Annotated in this window: 16 protein-coding genes and 1 pseudogene; 13 read left to right on the top strand and 4 right to left on the bottom strand. The window is 60.0% G+C overall.

The features are described from left to right. Positions 1–36: 36 nt before the first annotated feature. Both JJD74_RS08130 and aspA read right to left on the bottom strand, forming a co-directional pair. A complete protein-coding gene (locus tag JJD74_RS08130; protein ID WP_200612763.1) occupies positions 37–1488 on the bottom strand; it encodes an alanine/glycine:cation symporter family protein in 1452 nt (483 codons plus the stop codon). A 529-nt stretch (positions 1489–2017) separates the two neighbouring features. Then, positions 2018–3442, bottom strand: a complete 1425-nt coding sequence (aspA, locus tag JJD74_RS08125; RefSeq protein WP_042561826.1) for an aspartate ammonia-lyase — start codon at positions 3440–3442, stop codon at positions 2018–2020. A gap of 180 nt (positions 3443–3622) precedes the next feature. Between aspA and JJD74_RS08120 the strand changes: the two genes are divergently transcribed. The 5 genes from JJD74_RS08120 to JJD74_RS08100 all read left to right on the top strand — a co-directional run bounded on the left by JJD74_RS08120 (position 3623) and on the right by JJD74_RS08100 (position 7429). Then, the gene (locus tag JJD74_RS08120) at positions 3623–4531 is read left to right on the top strand and encodes a LysR substrate-binding domain-containing protein (RefSeq protein ID WP_042561825.1); all 909 of its coding nucleotides are present in this window, start codon (positions 3623–3625) and stop codon (positions 4529–4531) included. Positions 4532–4862: 331 nt separating this feature from the next. Beyond that, complete coding sequence (gene purE, locus JJD74_RS08115) at positions 4863–5354, top strand: 5-(carboxyamino)imidazole ribonucleotide mutase (RefSeq protein ID WP_007954291.1); 492 nt, start codon at positions 4863–4865, stop codon at positions 5352–5354. Between the two features lie 10 nt (positions 5355–5364). Continuing rightward, a complete protein-coding gene (locus JJD74_RS08110; RefSeq protein WP_042561824.1) occupies positions 5365–6447 on the top strand; it encodes a 5-(carboxyamino)imidazole ribonucleotide synthase in 1083 nt (360 codons plus the stop codon). 111 nt (positions 6448–6558) lie between these two features. After that, a complete protein-coding gene (locus tag JJD74_RS08105; protein WP_016772475.1) occupies positions 6559–6804 on the top strand; it encodes a GlsB/YeaQ/YmgE family stress response membrane protein in 246 nt (81 codons plus the stop codon). Between the two features lie 88 nt (positions 6805–6892). Beyond that, positions 6893–7429, top strand: a complete 537-nt coding sequence (locus JJD74_RS08100; protein WP_042561823.1) for a DUF3299 domain-containing protein — start codon at positions 6893–6895, stop codon at positions 7427–7429. A gap of 122 nt (positions 7430–7551) precedes the next feature. Here the strand turns inward: JJD74_RS08100 and JJD74_RS08095 are convergent, their stop codons facing one another. Next, complete coding sequence (locus JJD74_RS08095) at positions 7552–8451, bottom strand: D-hexose-6-phosphate mutarotase (protein WP_200612746.1); 900 nt, start codon at positions 8449–8451, stop codon at positions 7552–7554. Between the two features lie 58 nt (positions 8452–8509). Further along, positions 8510–8914 carry an acyl-CoA thioesterase gene (locus JJD74_RS08090; protein WP_003229628.1) on the bottom strand — a complete coding sequence of 135 codons (405 nt, stop codon included), beginning with the start codon at positions 8912–8914 and terminating at the stop codon, positions 8510–8512. 375 nt (positions 8915–9289) lie between these two features. Between JJD74_RS08090 and JJD74_RS08085 the strand changes: the two are divergent. The 8 genes and pseudogenes from JJD74_RS08085 to JJD74_RS08050 all read left to right on the top strand — a co-directional run bounded on the left by JJD74_RS08085 (position 9290) and on the right by JJD74_RS08050 (position 20010). Then, positions 9290–10588, top strand: a pseudogene (locus JJD74_RS08085) (MFS transporter). Between the two features lie 230 nt (positions 10589–10818). After that, complete coding sequence (locus tag JJD74_RS08080) at positions 10819–11817, top strand: phosphate ABC transporter substrate-binding protein PstS (protein WP_042561820.1); 999 nt, start codon at positions 10819–10821, stop codon at positions 11815–11817. A gap of 424 nt (positions 11818–12241) precedes the next feature. Next, the gene (locus JJD74_RS08075) at positions 12242–14275 is read left to right on the top strand and encodes an ABC transporter permease subunit (RefSeq protein ID WP_181818473.1); all 2034 of its coding nucleotides are present in this window, start codon (positions 12242–12244) and stop codon (positions 14273–14275) included. Between the two features lie 16 nt (positions 14276–14291). Next, positions 14292–15962 (top strand): phosphate ABC transporter permease PstA, encoded by a 1671-nt coding sequence (gene pstA / locus JJD74_RS08070; protein WP_042561818.1) that lies wholly within the window; start codon positions 14292–14294, stop codon positions 15960–15962. 93 nt (positions 15963–16055) lie between these two features. Continuing rightward, entirely contained in the window at positions 16056–16889 is an 834-nt protein-coding gene (gene pstB, locus JJD74_RS08065; protein ID WP_042561817.1) for a phosphate ABC transporter ATP-binding protein PstB, read from the top strand. A gap of 118 nt (positions 16890–17007) precedes the next feature. Then, positions 17008–17769: a phosphate signaling complex protein PhoU gene (gene phoU / locus JJD74_RS08060; protein WP_042561816.1), complete on the top strand. Its 762-nt coding sequence runs from the start codon at positions 17008–17010 to the stop codon at positions 17767–17769. Positions 17770–17945: 176 nt separating this feature from the next. Next, positions 17946–18905 (top strand): response regulator, encoded by a 960-nt coding sequence (locus JJD74_RS08055; RefSeq protein WP_150688301.1) that lies wholly within the window; start codon positions 17946–17948, stop codon positions 18903–18905. A 208-nt stretch (positions 18906–19113) separates the two neighbouring features. Beyond that, entirely contained in the window at positions 19114–20010 is an 897-nt protein-coding gene (locus JJD74_RS08050) for a peptidoglycan DD-metalloendopeptidase family protein (RefSeq protein ID WP_200612742.1), read from the top strand. Positions 20011–20092 lie beyond the last annotated feature (82 nt).

Here is a 20092-nt window from a genome sequence, read left to right as displayed (position 1 = left end):
TGACGAGCGCAGGAGATGCGCCCGTCATTCCACCCATCAGCGTTGCGCTGCAGGGACGCCTTGCGGCTCGACTTCAGTCTTGCCGGCTGCGGCGGGCGGATTGGCCGGCCAGGCTTTGCGGTCCAGGTCCAGATCCGGGAATTTGCTCGAATCGAACACCGGCGTCTTGATGCCGGCCGCACGCTGGTCATCGTAGTCACGCAGGATGCGCATGCCGATCTTGAACAGCAGGAACAGCGCGATCAGGTTCACAAACGCCAGCATGGTCATAGTGATGTCGGCGAAGGCGAACACGGTGCTGAGGTTTTCGATCGCACCCCAGAAGATCAACACCAATACCAACACGCGGTAGCCGATCAGCGCCTTGCGGTTTTCACCGATCATGAAGCGCAGGTTGCTCTCGCCAAGGTAGTAGTTGTAGAGGATCGAGGTGAACACGAACAACGCCAGGGCGACCGAGATGAACATCCGGCCCCATTCACCCACCACAGCGGCCAGTGAGTTCTGGGTCAGGGCAATGCCATCGCCTTCGAAGCCTGGGGTGTAGAAACCCGAGAGCAGGATCAGCAGCGCGGTGCAGGTGCAGATCACGAAGGTGTCGAGGAACACGCTGAAGGCCTGAACCACGCCTTGCGCGACCGGGTGCTCGACCGAAGCCACAGCCGCCACGTTCGGCGCACTGCCCAAACCGGCTTCGTTGGCGAACACGCCACGCTTCACGCCCATGACGATGGCGCTACCGATCAGACCGCCGAATGCCTGGTCGAGACCGAATGCGCTTTTGACGATGGTCATCAACATGGCGGGTACGTGGTCGAATTGCAGCACGATCACGTAGAGGGTCACGCCGATGTACACCAGGGTTTTCACCGGTACCAACAGGTCAGCGACCTTGGCGATACGCTTGATCCCGCCGACGAACACCAGGCCCAGCAGCACTGCCAGGCCGAGGCCGGTGTAAGTGGTGTCGAGGCCGAAAGCGTTTTCCAGCGAGTGAGTCACGGCGTGCGCTTGCAGGCCGTTGAAGGCGAAACCGAAGGTCACCAGCAACAGGAACGCCATGACCATACCCAACCAGCGTTTCTGCAAACCATGCTGGATGTAGTAGGACGGACCGCCACGGAAGGTGCCATCAGAGTCGGTGCGTTTGTAGAGCTGGCCGAGCGAGCACTCGAAGAAGCTGCTGGACATGCCGACCAGTGCGGTTACCCACATCCAGAACACCGCACCTGGCCCACCGAGGGTCACGGCGATGCCGACACCGGCGATGTTACCTGCACCGACACGGCCGGCGAGGCTGAGCATCAGGGCCTGGAACGAGCTGAGCTGCCCGGCGCTGCTTTTGAGACTGTCGCGGAACACCGCGAACATGTGGAAGAAGTGCCGCAATTGAACGAAACGCGAGCGAATCGTGAAGTAGCTACCGAGCCCGACAATGAGCACGATCAGTACTTTCCCTGAGAGGAAGTCGTTAATGACTTCGAGCATGGATTTTTCCTCGCTGTTTTTTGTGTAAGCAAATGCTGGATAGAAGAAACATCGTGTTACACCGGTCTGCGCACGGCACGACGGGTGAGGCGAAGGTTTCGTCCCGGATCCATTTCGCGGGTTTGTTATTAGTTCGGGTTTCGCATGGGTGATGGCCTCGTTACCGACGACCGCTCACGCGAAGAGGGGCGGCACTATACCGATCAGTGGCGCGCCCGTCTGCACGGTAGTGGTGCAAGCGACGAAACGAAGCTTTGAAACACCCGGCGTTACCGGCGCCGGGTTTGTGCGGGAACTGCTTTTTTGTGGGAGCGAGCCTGCTCGCGAAAGCGGTATATCAGGCGCATCGGCGTTGGATGTGCCGCCTTCGCGAGCAGGCTCGCTCCCACATTGTTCAGTCCCCAGACATAGGGGTCTCAGGATCAGATAGTTAAAAAAAAGGGCCTGGGGACGGATCCCCAAGCCCTCAAAAGGTGAGAGGTGTCTAGTCCCTCGACCTGGTGAGCGGTGCTACAAGTAACGCGTCGGCTCAGGCTTTGAGCGGAACCAGACGCGGAGCAATCATGTTTTCCGGGCGCAGGATGTCGGCGAGCATGGCTTCGTCGAGCAGACCTTCTTCGCGCACCAGTTCCAGCACGCCGCGGCCGCTTTCAAGAGCGATACCGGCGATGCGGGTGGCGTTTTTGTAGCCGATGTACGGGTTCAGTGCGGTGACCAGACCGATCGAGTGCTCGACCAGTTCACGGCAGCGCGCTTCGTTGGCGGTGATGCCGACGATGCAGTGCTCGCGCAGCATGTCCATGGCGCGTTGCAGCAGGCGGATCGAGTCGAAGATCTTGAACGCGATCAGCGGCTCCATCACGTTCAATTGCAGCTGGCCGCCTTCGGCTGCCATGGTCAGTGCCAAGTCGTTGCCGATGACCTGGAAGGCTACCTGGTTAACGGCTTCCGGGATCACCGGGTTGACCTTGCCGGGCATGATCGAGCTGCCTGGCTGACGCGCCGGCAGGTTGATCTCGTTGATGCCGGTGCGTGGACCGCTGGACAGCAGGCGCAGGTCATTGCAGATCTTCGACAGCTTGACCGCGGTGCGTTTGAGCATGCCGGAGAACAGCACGAAGGCGCCCATGTCGGAGGTGGCTTCGATCAGGTCGGCCGCTGGTACCAGCGGTTGGCCGCTGATCAGCGCCAGACGCTGTACAGCCAGCGCCTGATAACGCGGGTCGGCGTTAATGCCAGTGCCGATCGCGGTGCCGCCCAGGTTTACTTCAGTTAACAGTTCCGGGGCCAGCGTCTTCAGACGGGCCAGGTCTTCGCCCATGGTGGTGGCGAACGCACGGAATTCCTGGCCGAGGGTCATCGGTACGGCATCTTGCAGCTGGGTACGGCCCATTTTCAGGACGTGATCGAATTCTTTACCTTTGGCCGCAAATGCCTGAATCAGGCTGTCTAGGCTGGCGAGCAGGGTGTCGTGACCCAACAGCAGACCCAGGCGGATGGCCGTCGGGTAGGCGTCGTTGGTCGACTGCGCCATGTTCACGTCGTCGTTCGGGTGCAGGTACTGGTACTCGCCTTTCTGGTGACCCATTGCTTCCAGAGCAATGTTGGCGATCACTTCGTTGGCGTTCATGTTGGTGGAGGTACCGGCGCCACCCTGAATCATGTCGACCACGAATTCTTCGTGGAAATCACCGCGGATCAATCGTGCACAGGCTTCGCTGATGGCAGCGTGCTTGGCTTCGCTCAGGTGACCCAATTCACGGTTGGCGTCAGCGGCGGCCTGTTTGACCATCGCCAGACCCACAACCAGTTTCGGGTAATGCGAAATCGGAACGCCCGAGAGGCGGAAGTTGTTCACCGCTCGCAGGGTCTGGATGCCGTAATACGCTTGAGCCGGTACTTCGAGGGCGCCAAGCAGGTCGTTTTCTGTGCGGAAAGATGCAGCGGAGGACATGATAGAAATCATCTCGATATGGACCCGGTCTGTGCCGGAACGCTGCGAATGCTAGGCTTGTGGGGAAATTTGGGCCAATGCTGTTAAGCACTGGCCTATGCACATTCGGCATAATGCCCGTGTGACGCCGCGTGCGCGGCAGACGTGTGACCTGTTTTGGTGCGTGTCCGGGAGGACGTGATGAATCTGGAAAGCAAATGGCTCGAGGACTTCAGTGCTCTGGCCGCCACCCGCAGCTTCTCGCAGGCTGCCGAACGACGTTTCGTGACTCAGCCGGCATTCAGCCGGCGGATCCGCAGCCTCGAAGCGGCGCTGGGGCTGACCTTGGTCAATCGGTCGCGCACGCCGATCGAACTGACGGCGGCGGGGCAATTGTTTCTGGTGACCGCGCGCACCGTGGTCGAGCAGCTCGGCGAAGTGTTGCGTCACCTGCATCATCTGGAAGGCGGGCAGGGCGAGGTGATGCAGGTGGCCGCCGCTCACTCCTTGGCGCTGGGTTTCTTCCCGCGCTGGATCGCGCAACTGCGTAATGAAGGGCTGAATATTGCCACTCGGTTGGTGGCGACCAACGTTGGTGACGCCGTGCATGCGTTGCGTGAAGGTGGCTGCGATCTGATGCTGGCGTTCTATGACCCGGACGCGGCGATGCAGATGGACCCGGAGATTTTCCCGTCGCTGCATTTGGGCCAGACCGAAATGTTGCCGGTGTGCGCGGCGGATGCCGATGGCAAACCGCTGTTCGATCTGGAAGGCGAAGCCAGCGTGCCGCTGCTCGCCTACAGCGCCGGGGCTTTTCTCGGACGCTCAGTGAACGGTTTGCTGCGCCAGCGTCAGCTGCGGTTTACCACCATTTATGAAACCGCCATGGCCGACAGCCTGAAAAGCATGGCGCTGGAAGGCCTCGGCATTGCCTGGGTGCCACAACTGAGCGTGCGTGCGGAACTGGCACGCGGTGAACTCGTTGTGTGCGGCGGCCCGCAATGGCATGTGCCACTGGAGATTCGTCTGTACCGCTGCGCACTAGTGCGCAAGGCCAACGTCCGTCTGCTGTGGCGCAAGCTAGAAGGTGGCGCCGCACAAAACACCTGAACCCATCGAATAACCCTGTGGGAGCTGGCTTGCCAGCGATTGCTGGTTGGCCAGTCTCCCTCAATGTTTGCTGACACGACGTCATCGCTGGCAAGCCAGCTCCCACAAGGGATTTGCGGTGTTTCTGGACTGACCTTCAAGTCAATAAAACCGGGCTTTTGCGGCAGATGACAGATGGTCGTGCAGGGGGCTGTTTATTGCTTTCTTTGCGGTATACTGCGCGGCCTTTGGCCGGTACGACCGGCCATTTTTCGTACAATCAAGCCACGCAACCTGCGTGGCTTGTTGTTTTTGACGCGCCTGCGGGCGCCCAGAGAGAAGAGGCGCGACGATGAGTGCACTGGTTGGCGTGATCATGGGCTCCAAGTCCGATTGGTCCACCCTTAGCCACACCGCCGATATGCTGGAAAAGCTCGGCATCCCGTACGAGGTCAAGGTGGTTTCTGCACACCGTACCCCGGATCTGCTGTTCCAGTACGCCGAAGAGGCTGAAGGCCGAGGCATCGAGGTGATTATCGCCGGTGCTGGTGGCGCAGCTCACTTGCCGGGCATGTGTGCGGCCAAGACCCACCTGCCGGTGCTGGGCGTTCCCGTGCAGTCGGCAATGCTCTCGGGCGTCGATTCACTGCTGTCGATCGTGCAAATGCCGGCCGGCATTCCGGTCGCCACCCTGGCCATCGGCAAGGCTGGCGCGATCAACGCAGCGCTGCTCTCGGCGAGTATCCTTGGCGCCAAGCATCCGCAATTCCACGCGGTGCTGAAAACCTTCCGTGCCGAGCAGACAGACAGCGTCCTGGACAATCCAGACCCACGTATTGCCTGAGGTTGTTGAGATGAAGATCGGTGTAATCGGTGGCGGCCAGTTGGGTCGCATGTTGGCCTTGGCGGGCACTCCGCTGGGCATGAACTTCGCTTTCCTCGATCCTGCGCCGGACGCTTGCGCCGCTGCGCTGGGCGAACACCTGCGGGCCGATTACGGCGATCAGGACCATCTGCGCCAATTGGCCGATGAAGTCGATCTGGTGACCTTCGAATTCGAAAGCGTCCCGGCTGAAACCGTAGCGTTCCTCTCGCAATTCGTGCCGGTCTATCCAAGCGCCGAAGCCCTGCGCATCGCGCGTGATCGCTGGTTCGAAAAGAGCATGTTCAAGGATCTGGGTATCCCGACCCCTGCCTTTGCCGACATTCAGTCACAAGCCGATCTGGATGCTGCCGTGGCTGCAATCGGTCTGCCGGCCGTGCTGAAAACCCGCACGCTGGGTTACGACGGCAAGGGTCAGAAAGTCCTGCGCAAACCTGAAGACGTGGTCGGCACTTTTGCCGAACTCGGCAGCGTTGCCTGCTTGCTGGAGGGCTTCGTGCCGTTCACCGGTGAAGTCTCGCTGATCGCCGTGCGTGCCCGCGATGGCGAAACGAAGTTCTACCCGCTGGTGCACAACACCCACGACAGCGGCATCCTCAAGTTGTCGATCGCCAGCACTGATCACCCGTTGCAGGCGTTGGCCGAAGATTATTCCAGCCGTGTGCTCAAGCAGCTTGATTACGTCGGTGTGATGGCGTTCGAGTTCTTTGAAGTCGACGGTGGCCTCAAGGCCAACGAAATCGCCCCACGCGTGCACAACTCCGGGCACTGGACCACCGAAGGCGCCGAGTGCAGCCAGTTCGAAAACCACCTGCGTGCCGTTGCCGGTCTGCCGCTGGGTTCGACGGCCAAGGTCGGCGAGAGCGCGATGCTCAACTTTATCGGCGTTGTCCCGCCGGTTGAGAAAGTCATCGCCATCGAAGGCTGCCATCTGCACCACTACGGCAAGGCCTTCAAGGCCGGGCGCAAGGTCGGTCACGCCAACCTGCGCTGCGCCGACAAGGCCACGCTTGAAGCGCAGATCCTCAAGGTCGAAGCGCTGATCGCCGAGTAAAAGAGTTTCATGTGGCAGCGGCGGAACCATTCAGGGGCCGCCGTTCTCTCATGGCAGGATGCCAAAGTCTGTCTAGGCTTTGGCATATCTACCAAATCAGAGGGAAATGCCATGGGAATTATCGGAACCATCTTTATCGGCTTGATCGTCGGCCTGCTGGCTCGGTTCCTGAAACCGGGCGATGACAGCATGGGCTGGATCATGACCATCCTGCTCGGTATCGGCGGTTCGCTGGCAGCCACCTATGGCGGCCAGGCTCTGGGCATTTATCAGGCGGGCGAGGGCGCAGGCTTCCTCGGCGCACTGGTTGGCGCAGTCGTGTTGCTGGTGATCTACGGCCTGATCAAAAAGAACTGATTCAAAGCGACAAAGTCCTCTCCGCCATCGCGGCGGGGAGGGCTAGAATGCTCGGCGTTTCAACTTCCTTTTTTTACCGAGCTCCTTCATGCGCCGTCTCCTGTTGACTCTCCTCTTGCTGGGCAGCGGTCTGGCCCACGCCAGCGAACTGCCGGAAACCGATTGGCTCGAACTGATGCCCAAGTCGGATCAAAAGGCCCTCGAGGCCATGCCTGAAATCGACCACAACTCCCCGGAAGCCACCGGCACCTTCACCGAGAAGGGCGGGATGAAGCAGGCCAAAGGTCTGCCGGCGGTCATGTACTCGACCAAAACCGTAGCGTCGATGAACGACAAGCACATCCGCATCGGCGGTTATCCGGTGCCGCTGGAATCCGACGCCAAGGGCCGCAGCACGCTGTTCTTCCTCGTGCCGTACCCGGGCGCGTGCATCCACGTGCCGCCACCGCCGCCGAATCAACTGGTGCTTGTGCGGTATCCGAAGGGTTTGAAGCTGGACGACATCTATACGCCGCTGTGGGTGAGCGGCACGCTGAAGGTCGAGAAGGTCAGCAATGACCTGGCCGATGCGGCGTATGCGCTGGAGGCGGACAAGGTGCGGGTGGTGCAGGAATCTGATCTCTGACACCACGAAACAACTGTGGGAGCGAGCCTGCTCGCGAAAGCGGTGTGTCAGGCATTTGAATGTTGACTGATACCACGCCTTCGCGAGCAGGCTCGCTCCCGCATTTTGTATTGTGCTGCTGATTAGAGCGCTTTGCTGGCGACGCTGACGCCCATCGTATGGCTCGCACCCGGTGCCAGAGTCACCACATCACTCATCACATTCGCCGTCTCGATGCACAGCATGCGCTGCCAGCCATCGTTATCCATATCGCTGAGCGCCGCAGCGCGGTCGATCCAGGGGTTCCAGATCACGGCCGTCCGCGAGCCGGTAGAGGTCAGCACGATGCGCCGTTCCCACGTCGAGTCGACGATGCTCAGTTGCGGCGGCGTATCGAGGTAGATGCGGTCGGTTTCCCCGGCAAAATGCAGATCGCCTTGCTGGCTGTGGATCTTCCAGTCGTCCAGCGTCTCGATGTAATCCAAGCCCTTCACGCCGTCGACATGCACATTGCGCACATCGCTGACAGCAAAATAGGTATGCAGCGCCTGACTCAGGCTGACCGAGTCACTGCCACGGTTATGGCTGGTCAGGCTGAATTGCAGCTCATCCGACAGACGCAGGGTCAGGGTCAGATCCACCTGATGCGGCCAACCCGGCAGGCCGCCTTCGGGATAGGGCAACTTGAACTCGACCTTGATCCCGTTGCTCTCGGCTTCGATGCCGCCCAGCTCCCAATCCATCGCACGCACCAGACCGTGCGCAGGAGCCGGTTGCTCACCGGTGTACATCGCCTGCACGCTCTGCGGATTGCGTTCGAACTTGCCGAACCACGGCCAGCACACCGGCACGCCGGCACGGATGCTCTTGCCGGTCTTGAACGTGGCCTTGTCGTTGAGCCAGATGATCGGCGGCTGGCCGTCGATCTGGTAACTGAGGATGTGCGCGCCTTGCTGGGCGACCAACACTTCAGCCTGACCGTGGCGAATGCGCCAGCAGTTCAGTTCATCCAGTTTCACGGCTTCAACGTTGGGCGTGGTCATGGGACAGCTCTCGATCAGACACTTGGGACGACTATCGACCGTCAAACGGCCGCGAGGTTTAACGTGCGCGTGGTGGCACCGAACGAGTGCGGCCACTGCCGTCGATGGCGACGAAGACGAATACCGCTTCGGTCACCTTACGCCACTCGCTGGACAACGGATCGTCGCTCCACACCTCGACCATCATCTGGATCGAGCTGCGACCGATTTCCAGGGTCTGGGTGTAAAAGGACAATTGCGCGCCGACCGCCACAGGCACCAGAAACGCCATGCGATCAATGGCGACAGTGGCCACGCGGCCACCGGCGACACGGCTGGCCATCGCGGTGCCGGCCAAATCCATCTGCGCTACCAGCCAGCCGCCGAAAATATCGCCAAAGCCATTGGTTTCGCGTGGAAGCGCGGTGATTTGCAGGGCCAGGTCGCCCTGTGGGATCGGATCTTCTTGTTCGAGTTCTATCATGCCGAGGGGCCTCTGACCCGTGACTCTTTGTTAGTGCTGCTGGTGGTAGCCGTCTTCGGGAAAAACGATTCAGCACCGAACATACTACGTTCGTCACGTTTTCCATAAGGCGCCTAAGGAGAAACTCTGCGAAACCGGCTGCGCCGATCAAAGGGCGGGCCAACAACGTTTTCGCACAGCAACCCCCTACAAACCGGGGCAAGGTTGCGAGTATATCGGTCGGTAGACTCCACGACGACCGTCCGGTTCTGATTTCGACTGTCAAATACGCGGCTCTATGTGCTTTTTCGAACAATTTGCTATGGTGCCGAACCTGCCCAAGCCACCGCCAGCGTTGTTGTGGCGGCAGATCCGACTATAAGAGAAGCCCTTGCCATGACCACAGCGCCTTCGAGCCTCGCGCAGCCCGAGCAACCCGCACGACCGTTGACCCGCAATGACTACAAGACCCTGTCGCTGTCCGCCCTGGGGGGCGCGCTGGAATTCTACGATTTCATCATCTTCGTATTCTTCGCCACCGTAGTCGGCAAACTGTTCTTCCCGGCCGACATGCCCGAGTGGCTGCGCATGATGCAGACCTTCGGCATCTTCGCCGCCGGTTATCTCGCGCGTCCGCTGGGCGGCATCGTCATGGCGCATTTCGGCGATCTGCTGGGGCGCAAAAAGATGTTCACCCTGAGCATCTTCATGATGGCCGTGCCGACCCTGATCATGGGTTTGCTGCCGACGTATGCGCAGATCGGCATGTGGGCGCCGATCCTTCTTCTATTGATGCGCGTGATTCAAGGCGCAGCGATTGGCGGTGAAGTGCCGGGGGCGTGGGTCTTCGTTTCCGAACACGTGCCGTAAAAGTACATGGGTTACGCCTGTGGCACCCTCACCAGCGGCCTGACCGCCGGTATCCTGCTCGGCTCGCTGGTCGCCACGGCGATCAACAGCATCTATACGCCGAGCGAAGTTTCCGATTACGCCTGGCGGATTCCGTTCCTGCTCGGCGGCGTGTTTGGCCTGTTCTCGGTTTACCTGCGCCGCTGGCTGCACGAGACCCCGGTATTTGCCGAGCTGCAACTGCGCAAGGCGCTGGCCGAAGAAGTGCCGCTGCGCGCGGTGCTGCGTGATCATCGCGGGGCGATCGCGATCTCGATGCTGCTGACCTGGCTGCTGTCTGCCGGCATCGTTGTGGTGATCCTGATGACCCCGACCGTGCTGCAAACGGTCTATCACTTCTCGCCAACCACAGCGCTGCAATCCAACAGTCTGGCGATCGTATTTCTGAGTTTTGGCTGCATCATTGCCGGCGCGCTGGCGGATCGCTTTGGCGCCGGGCGCGTATTCGTGTTCGGTTGCCTGGGCCTGCTGATCAGCTCCTGGACCTTCTATCACAGCCTCGCCGATCACCCGAACTGGCTGTTCCCGCTGTATGCCCTGACCGGTTTGCTGGTCGGCACCATCGGTGCGGTACCGTATGTGATGGTCAAGGCGTTCCCGCCGGTGGTGCGCTTCAGTGGCTTGTCGTTTTCCTACAACGTGGCGTACGCAATCTTCGGTGGCCTGACGCCGATGATCGTCAGCCTGCTGCTGAAAGAAAGCCCGATGGGGCCTGCCTACTATGTGGCGGTGCTCTGCGCGGTGGGAATTCTGGTGGGGGCGTGGCTCTGGAAGAAGGGGCGCTGATCCGAAATCTCCTCAGTAGTCACGACCCTTTCGCGAGCAGGCTCGCTCCCACACTTGGAATGCGTTCCCGGTGTGGGAGCGAGCCTGCTCGCGAATGGGCGTCTCGAATCATCTTTTAAAACCTGAATGCTGGCCTTTCATCCAATTGTCATATTTCAGCCATAGAGTGTTCACACGGCCTGCTGATACTTGGCCCCGACTTAACACACCCTATCTGCTAGGAGTAAGGCATGAAACTGAAGCGTTTGATGGCGGCAATGACTTTTGTCGCTGCTGGCGTTGCGACTGCCAACGCGGTTGCCGCTGTTGACCCTGCTATCCCGAGCTACACCAAGACCACCGGTGTGTCGGGCAACCTGTCCAGCGTCGGCTCCGATACCCTGGCCAACCTCATGACCCTGTGGGCTGAGAACTACAAAAAAGAATACCCGAACGTAAACATCCAGATTCAGGCCGCCGGTTCTTCGACCGCGCCACCTGCGCTGACTGAAGGCACCGCTAACCTGGGCCCGATGAGCCGCAAGATGAAGGATAACGAGCTGCAAGCCTTCGAAACCAAATATGGCTACAAGCCAACCGCTATCCCGGTTGCCGTGGACGCCCTGGCTGTATTCGTACACAAGGACAACCCGATCAAGGGTCTGACCATGGAGCAAGTCGACGCGATCTTCTCGTCCACTCGCCTGTGCGGTGCTAAAACCGACGTGAAAACCTGGGGTGACCTGGGTGTGACCGGCGACCTGGCGAACAAGCCGGTTCAGCTGTTCGGTCGTAACTCGGTATCGGGCACCTATGGCTACTTCAAAGAAGAAGCCTTGTGCAAAGGCGACTTCAAGCCAAACGTCAACGAACAACCAGGTTCGGCTTCGGTCGTGCAGTCGATCAGCTCCTCGCTGAACGGCGTTGGTTACTCGGGCATCGGCTACAAAACCGCAAGCGTGAAAACGGTAGCTCTGGCCAAGAAAGGCAGCACCGATTTCATCGAAGACACCGAAGAAAACGCCCTGAACGGCAAGTACCCGCTGTCGCGCTTCCTCTACGTTTACGTCAACAAGGCCCCGAACAAGCCTCTGGCCCCGCTGGAAGCCGAGTTCGTGAAACTGATTCTGTCCAAACAGGGTCAGGAAGTGGTTGTGAAAGACGGCTACATCCCACTGCCGGCCAAGGTTGCTGCAAAAGCACTGGCTGACCTGGGTCTGCAAGAAGGCGGCGCTGTCGCCAAGAAGTAACAAATTGAGTCCGAGGTGAACCCCTTCGGACTCAGGTGAAAGGCCGGATCTGCCCGCAGACCGGCCTTTTATACACCTCTCAAATTTTCGATCCTCTGCCAGCTCTGTTGGCGGTGGATTTGCTGCGTCACTGCATTGTCATCTTTCTGTCATACAGGATCGCTAGGGTGAGCGCATGAATGATCTGGCCAATTCCAACATGACTACAAATCCTCCCAAGCGCATTGACTTCAATACGCCTGAGCTGCAACGCAAGCGCCGCATTCGCGCGCTCAAGGATCGCTTCACCCGCTGGTACGTCCTCGTTGGCGGTCTGGCGGTGCTGGTAGCCATCACCCTGATCTTTTTCTTCCTCGCCTACGTCGTCGCGCCGCTGTTCAAGGGTGCCGATCTGACCGTGAATGATGCCATCACCCCGGCCTGGATGCAGGACGCCGGCAAGCCGCTGATGATTTCGCTCGAAGAACAGAATCAGGTGGCCATGCGCGTTTCCGACAAGGGCCAGGCGCTGTTCTTCGATATCGACAGTGGTGCTGAACTGAGTCGCGTCGATCTGCCGTTGCCGGCAGGCGCAACCGTGACCTCCATTGGTAAAGACCAGCCAGGTCATCCGCTCGTGGCCGTAGGCTTGTCCAACGGTCAGGCACTGGTGTTCCGACACACCTATAAAGTCAGCTACCCCGACAGCAAGAAAACCATCAGCCCGGCTATCGAGTATCCGTACGGCAACACGCCGATCACGTTGAACGAAAGCGGCGGTGCGCTGGAGCACGTCAGCCTCAATGCCACTGATTCGACCCTGATGCTGGTGGGCTCGACCGGTTCGCAACTCAATGTTTTGTCGCTGACCAGCGAAGAAAACATGATGACTGGCGAAGTCACCAACGAGCAGAAGCGTATTGATCTGCCGCAGATGACCGAGCCGGTGAAAAACATCTTCGTCGACCCGCGCCAGCAGTGGCTGTATGTGGTCAACGGTCGTGCCCAGGCCGACGTGTTCAGCCTGCGCGACAAGAGCCTCAACGGTCGCTACAAATTGCTCGAAAACGCTGACGCTGAAGTCACCGCGACCACGCAACTGGTCGGCGGTATCTCGCTGATCGTCGGTGACTCCAAAGGTGGTCTGGCCCAGTGGTTCATGGCCCGCGACCCCGATGGCGAGCAGCGCCTGAAGCAGATTCGTACGTTCCAGATGGGCAAGGCGCCAATCATTGAGATCACCGCCGAAGAGCGCCGCAAAGGCTTCCTGGCGCTGGATGCCGACGGCAAGCTCGGCGTGTTCCACAGCACCGCGCACCGTACCTTGCTGGTCGATCAGGTTGTTGAAGGCCAGGGCCTGTTCGGTCTGTCGCCACGCGCCAACCGCGTCATCGTCGAAGCCGGCGGCAAGCTGCAACCGCTGCTGCTCGACAACCCGCACCCGGAAGTGTCCTGGAGCGCGCTGTGGAGCAAGGTCTGGTACGAGAACTACGACGAGCCTAAATACGTCTGGCAATCGACTGCGGCCAACACCGATTTCGAACCGAAACTGAGCCTGTCGCCACTGACCTTCGGCACCCTGAAAGCCGCGTTCTACGCGATGCTGCTGGCTGCGCCGCTGGCTGTTGCCGCTGCGATCTACACCGCGTACTTCATGGCGCCGGGCATGCGCCGCAAGGTCAAACCGGTCATCGAGTTGATGGAAGCGATGCCGACGGTGATCCTCGGTTTCTTCGCCGGTCTGTTCCTCGCGCCTTATGTGGAAGGACATTTGCCGGGCATCTTCAGCCTGCTGATGTTGCTGCCGATCGGCATTCTGGTCGCCGGTTTCACCTTCAGCCGTCTGCCTGAGTCGATCCGCCTGAGAGTTCCGGATGGCTGGGAAAGTGCGTTGCTGATTCCGGTGATCCTGTTTGTGGGCTGGCTGTCGCTGTACATGAGCCCGTTCATGGAGAACTGGTTCTTCGGCGGCGACATGCGCATGTGGATCTCCCACGATCTGGGCATCACCTACGACCAGCGCAACGCTCTGGTAGTTGGCCTGGCCATGGGGTTCGCGGTGATCCCGAACATCTACTCGATCGCCGAAGACGCCGTGTTCAGCGTGCCCCGTGGTCTGACCCTCGGCTCGCTGGCCCTCGGTGCCACGCCGTGGCAGACCATGACCCGCGTGGTGATCCTCACCGCCAGCCCGGGCATCTTCTCGGCACTGATGATCGGCATGGGCCGTGCGGTCGGTGAAACGATGATCGTGCTGATGGCCACCGGTAACACCCCGGTCATGGAAATGAACCTGTTCGAAGGCCTGCGCACCCTGGCTGCCAACGTCGCGGTGGAAATGCCCGAGTCGGAAGTCGGCGGCAGCCACTACCGCGTGCTGTTCCTCTCGGCGCTGGTGCTGCTGTTGTTCACCTTCGTCATGAACACCCTGGCAGAACTGATTCGTCAGCGTCTGCGCAAGAAATACTCGTCGCTTTAAGCAAAGGTAGAAGTCTGTGAAACAGAACTCCCTGAAAGGATGGTTCAAGAGCGGCGCCCCAGGCGTCTGGATCAGCGGTGGCGCGGTGTCCATCGCGGTCATCATGACCATTGGCCTGCTGGCGGTGATTGCCGTGCGCGGTCTGGGTCACTTCTGGCCGGCGGATCTGATCCACGCCAGCTACGACGTGCCGGGCCAGGCCCAGCACCTTGTGGTCGGCGAAGTGGTGCAGAAAGAAGAAGTGCCCCGCGCCCGTCTGAAGAGCGCCGGTTTGCCGGTGCCGGACGCTGGCCCGGAATTCATGACGCGCGAGCTGATCAAAGTCGGCAACCGTGACCTGAACGGCAACGACTTCACCTGGATCGTCGGCGAGTGGTTGACCAACCAGAAGACGCCGCCGGAGCTGATGGCGATCGAACGTCGCGAGTGGGGTAATTTCTACGGCTACCTGGTCAACGTCAAACAGGACGGCAAGGTCATCGCCGAAGGTGAAGCGGCCTGGCCTGAACTGCAAGCGCGGATCGACCGCGTCAATGGTCTGGCCGCGCAACTGAAATCGCTGGAAAAATCCGACATCGGCGCGATCAACGCAGGGCTGGAGCGCATCCGTCTGCACAGTCGCAAACTGGAGCTTGAAGGCAAGTTCGACGCCGCCGCGCAAGCCGACATGGAATCCGAGCGTGCCGAACTCAATGCCCGCTATCAAGACATCGAAGCGCGTCTGGCTGACCTGCATGCGCAGTTCAACCGCGACGCTTTGACCGCTCGCGATGCCAACGGCAAAGAGATTCAAATCGATCTGGGCAAAGTGGTTCACGCCTACCAGCCGAACGCGATGAGCACTCTGACCAAGGTCGGTTTCTACTTCAGCAAGATCTGGGAGTTCCTGTCGGACGACCCGCGTGAAGCGAACACCGAGGGCGGGATCTTCCCGGCGATTTTCGGCACCGTGATGATGACGCTGATCATGGCGATGATCGTGACTCCGTTCGGCGTGCTGGCGGCGGTGTACCTGCGTGAGTACGCCAAGCAGAACACCCTGACGCGGATCATCCGGATCGCGGTGAACAACCTCGCGGGTGTTCCGGCAATCGTATACGGCGTGTTTGGCCTGGGCTTCTTCGTTTACGTGCTGGGTGGTTCGGTTGACCGCTTGTTCTTCCCGGAAGCGTTGCCGGCACCGACCTTCGGTACGCCGGGTCTGCTCTGGGCTTCGCTGACGCTGGCGCTGCTGGCGGTGCCAGTGGTGATCGTGGCTACTGAAGAAGGTCTGGCGCGGATTCCTCGCACCGTGCGTGAAGGCTCGTTGGCCCTCGGTGCCACCAAGGCTGAAACCTTGTGGAAGATAGTCATCCCGATGGCCAGTCCGGCGATGATGACCGGCATGATCCTCGCGGTGGCCCGTGCCGCCGGTGAAGTGGCGCCGCTGATGCTGGTGGGTGTGGTGAAACTGGCGCCTTCGCTGCCGGTGGATGGCAACTATCCGTACCTGCACCTGGACCAGAAGATCATGCACCTGGGCTTCCATATCTATGACGTCGGCTTCCAGAGCCCGAACGTCGAAGCGGCACGCCCGCTGGTATATGCCACGGCGCTGTTGCTGGTGTTGGTGATCGCGACGTTGAACCTGTCGGCGGTGTATATCCGTAACCACCTGCGTGAAAAATACAAAGCACTGGATAGCTAAAGCCATTAGCCACAAGCGGCAAGCTACAAGCCGCTTTTGCTCAAACTTGCAGCTTGCAGCCAGAAGCTTGCAGCTACGAACGGAGTGAGACCCATGCAGCACGAAACGCATACCCACGGCATTAACATGTCTGCCCTGGGCCGCGACAAGCAGAGCCTGAACCTCGAGCAGGAAACCGTTGCCATCGAAGTGCCGGGCCTGAGCCTGTACTACGGCGAGAAGCAAGCGCTGTTCGACGTCAGTATGAATATTCCGAAACAGCGCGTGACCGCGTTCATCGGCCCGTCCGGCTGCGGCAAATCCACGCTGCTACGGACTTTCAACCGCATGAACGACCTGGTTGACGGCTGCCGTGTCGAAGGCGCGATCAACCTGTACGGCAACAACATCTATCGCAAGGGCGAAGATGTGGCCGAACTGCGTCGTCGCGTCGGCATGGTGTTCCAGAAGCCGAACCCGTTCCCGAAAACCATCTACGAAAACGTGGTTTACGGTCTGCGCATCCAGGGCATCAACAAGAAGCGCATCCTCGACGAAGCCGTTGAGTGGGCCCTCAAAGGCGCGGCGCTGTGGGACGAAGTAAAAGATCGTCTGCACGAGTCGGCACTCGGCCTGTCCGGTGGTCAGCAGCAACGTCTGGTGATCGCTCGCACCATCGCGGTTGAACCGGAAGTCCTGCTGCTCGACGAACCGTGCTCGGCACTCGACCCGATCTCGACGCTTAAAGTCGAAGAGCTGATCTACGAACTGAAGTCCAAGTTCACCATCGTCATCGTGACCCACAACATGCAGCAAGCCGCGCGGGTGTCCGACTACACGGCGTTCATGTACATGGGCAAACTGGTGGAATTTGGCGATACCGATACGCTGTTCACCAATCCGGCCAAGAAGCAGACCGAAGACTACATCACGGGGCGGTACGGCTAGTCGTACAGCTGCAAGCCGCAAGCTTCAGGCGGCAAGAAAGATGCGGTGCGATATCAGGACTTATACATAACTGCTTGAAGCTTGCAGCTTGAAGCTTGCAACTTTCGCGGAGCGAACAATGATTTCTAAAGAAGGCCTTACCCATCACATTTCCGCGCAGTTCAACGCCGAGCTTGAGGAAGTGCGCAGCCACCTCCTGGCCATGGGCGGGCTGGTCGAGAAGCAGGTCAACGACGCGGTCACGGCATTGATCGAGGCCGACTCCGGCCTGGCTCAGCAGGTGCGCGAGATTGACGACCAGATCAACCAGATGGAACGCAACATCGACGAAGAATGCCTGCGCATTCTGGCCCGTCGTCAGCCGGCGGCATCCGACCTGCGTCTGATCATCAGCATCTCCAAGTCCGTGATCGACCTGGAACGCATCGGCGACGAAGCTACCAAGATCGCCCGCCGCGCTATCCAGTTGTGCGAAGAAGGCGAAGCCCCGCGCGGTTACGTCGAGGTTCGCCACATCGGCGACCAGGTGCGCAACATGGTCCGCGATGCGTTGGACGCGTTTGCCCGTTTCGACGCCGATCTGGCCTTGTCGGTGGCGCAATACGACAAAATCATCGACCGCGAGTACAAGACCGCCCTGCGTGAACTGGCGACCTACATGATGGAAGACCCGCGCTCTATCTCGCGCGTCTTGAGCATCATCTGGGTGCTGCGTTCGCTGGAGCGCATCGGCGACCACGCGCGCAATATCTCCGAGTTGGTGATCTATCTGGTGCGCGGTACCGACGTGCGCCACATGGGCCTCAAGCGCATGAAGGAAGAAGTTCAAGGCACAAGCGGCGAAACCGCTAATGTTCCGGGCGTTGCTGACGATAAGTAAGATTGCCTGAGAAAAGCGCCCGGCCCTTTGGCCGGGCGTTTTTGTTTCCGGTGCTTTTGAATCAATCGAATTAAAAAGCAGCACCCGCGAACGAAAAGTCCCGGCGTGACTGAAGAGTTTTGGCAATGTGCCATCAGCCAGCGTTATGCTTGCCGGGATTTTAATAGGGGTGTTGGATGAGCAAGATCAGTGTTTTGGTTGTGGACGATGCTTCGTTCATTCGTGACCTGGTGAAAAAGTGCCTGCGTAATTATTTCCCGGGGATCCGCACCGAGGACGCCATCAACGGCAAAAAGGCCCAGGCCATGCTCGCCCGTGAAGCCTTCGACCTGGTCCTGTGCGACTGGGAAATGCCGGAAATGTCGGGTCTGGAACTGCTGACCTGGTGCCGCGAGCAGGACAATCTCAAGACCATGCCGTTTGTCATGGTCACCAGCCGTGGCGACAAGGAAAACGTCGTGCAGGCGATCCAGGCCGGCGTTTCCGGCTATGTCAGCAAGCCGTTCACCAACGAACAACTGCTGACCAAGGTCAAGCAGGCACTGAACAAGGTCGGCAAGCTCGACACCCTGATGAACAGCGCACCGACCAAGATGAACTCGGCATTCGGCAACGACTCCCTGAGTGCCCTGACCGGCGGCAAAGCAGCGGTCATTGGTGGCGGCGCCCCGGCTGCTGCGGCGGTCAATCCGTTTGCCAAGCCTGTCGCCGCAGCGCCTGCACCTGCGGCGGCCGCGTCGCGTGGCCTGCTCAACAGTCCGCCGGTCAAGGCACCTGCGGCTGCGTCCTCGCCTGCCAGCGGTCGCGGTCAGGGCCAATTGCGCCTGCCGAGCGGCACGCAGCAATGTGTGATCAAGGCCCTGAGCATCAAGGAAGCGCTGCTGGTAGTGAAACGCACCGACACCCTGCCGCAGATCCTCGACAGCGCTGTGCTCGATCTGGAGCAGGGTGACAACGCCGAAATCGCTCGCCTCAATGGCTATCTGCACGCCATCGTTGCGTTTGAGCAGAAACCTGACAGCGAATGGCTGCAACTGACGTTCCGCTTCGTCGACCAGGACGCGCAGAAACTCGACTACATTTCCCGCCTGATCGCCCGCGGCACGGCGCAGAAGCACTTCGTTCCTGGCGCGTGATCTCTATCGCCTGACGGTCCGTATTCGCGAGCAGGCTCGCTCCCACCTTGGAACGCATTCCAAATGTGGGAGCGAGCCTGCTCGCGAAGGGGCCATCCCTTACGGCGTCCATTTTCCAGACTGGCTAATTTGAAACATCTCTCGACTACCCTGGTCTGTCTCACCTGCTAGGCTCTTTCCCAGGCCTTACTTCGACAGACTCTTGCCCATGCTCGCGCGACTGCTGTTTTTCTGTGGTTTGGTCATGGCCTCCAACCTGGCTGTGGCGATGACAATCTACAAATCCACCGATGCCAACGGCGTGGTCTCTTACAGCGACCGTCCGAGCAAAGGTGCGAAGGTGTTCGTGTTTCAGGACCGAATGGTCGAGCGCCTCGAGCGCCAGGTCTACCTCGACATCAAGAAACAGAAAGGCGCCGACGTGGTATTCGTGCGCAACGACCTGTATGCGCCGGTTGAGATAGCGCTGGCGTTTACCGGGCTGAGCAACGTGCGTGGCGCGCCGACTCAAACCATTCGCCGGGTGCTGCCGGCGCGCAGCAATACGCGGTTGGCGTTGCTCAGAGCGGTGTCCGGCGGCCAGCCACTGGTGTATTCGCCGCAGTTTCACTACTCCCTCGGCGATCCTGCCGGAACGGCGCAGGGCTACCGTTATCCGCTGCCGTGGCGTGGCGGGCCGTTCCGCTTGAGTCAGGGTGCCAACGGCCAATACAGCCACTACGGGCCGAAGAACAAATATGCGATGGACATCGCCATGCCGGTCGGCACGCCGATCATCGCGGCGCGGGCCGGCGTGGTGGTAAAGACCGAGAATTCGCAGAGTGGGCGCGGCAATGATGCGTCCGGCAATTTCGTGCGGGTGCTGCATGACGACGGCACGATGGGCGTGTACCTGCATCTCAAGCAAGGTTCGGTGAGCGTGCGCGAAGGGCAGCGGGTGACGGTGGGCAGTCCGTTGGCGCTGTCGGGCAACACTGGCAACAGCAGTGGCCCGCAACTGCACTTTGTGGTGCAGCGCAACAGCGGTGCGGGGCTGGTGTCGATTCCGTATCAGTTCAACCAGCCGCTGGGGGCGTTGCCCAACTTTGCGTTGGGCAAGCAGTAACGCGGTGTCAGACCTGGCGCCTTCGAGAGTAGGCTCGCTCCCACATTTGAAATGCATTCCAGAGTGGGAGCGAGCCTGCTCG

This window comes from Pseudomonas sp. MF6776 (assembly GCF_016613125.1).
In the GTDB taxonomy this organism is placed as follows: Bacteria; Pseudomonadota; Gammaproteobacteria; order Pseudomonadales; family Pseudomonadaceae; genus Aquipseudomonas; species Aquipseudomonas iridis.
The sequence above is the reverse complement of the archived record's forward strand: the minus strand, read 5'-3'. Positions and strand labels throughout refer to the sequence as shown.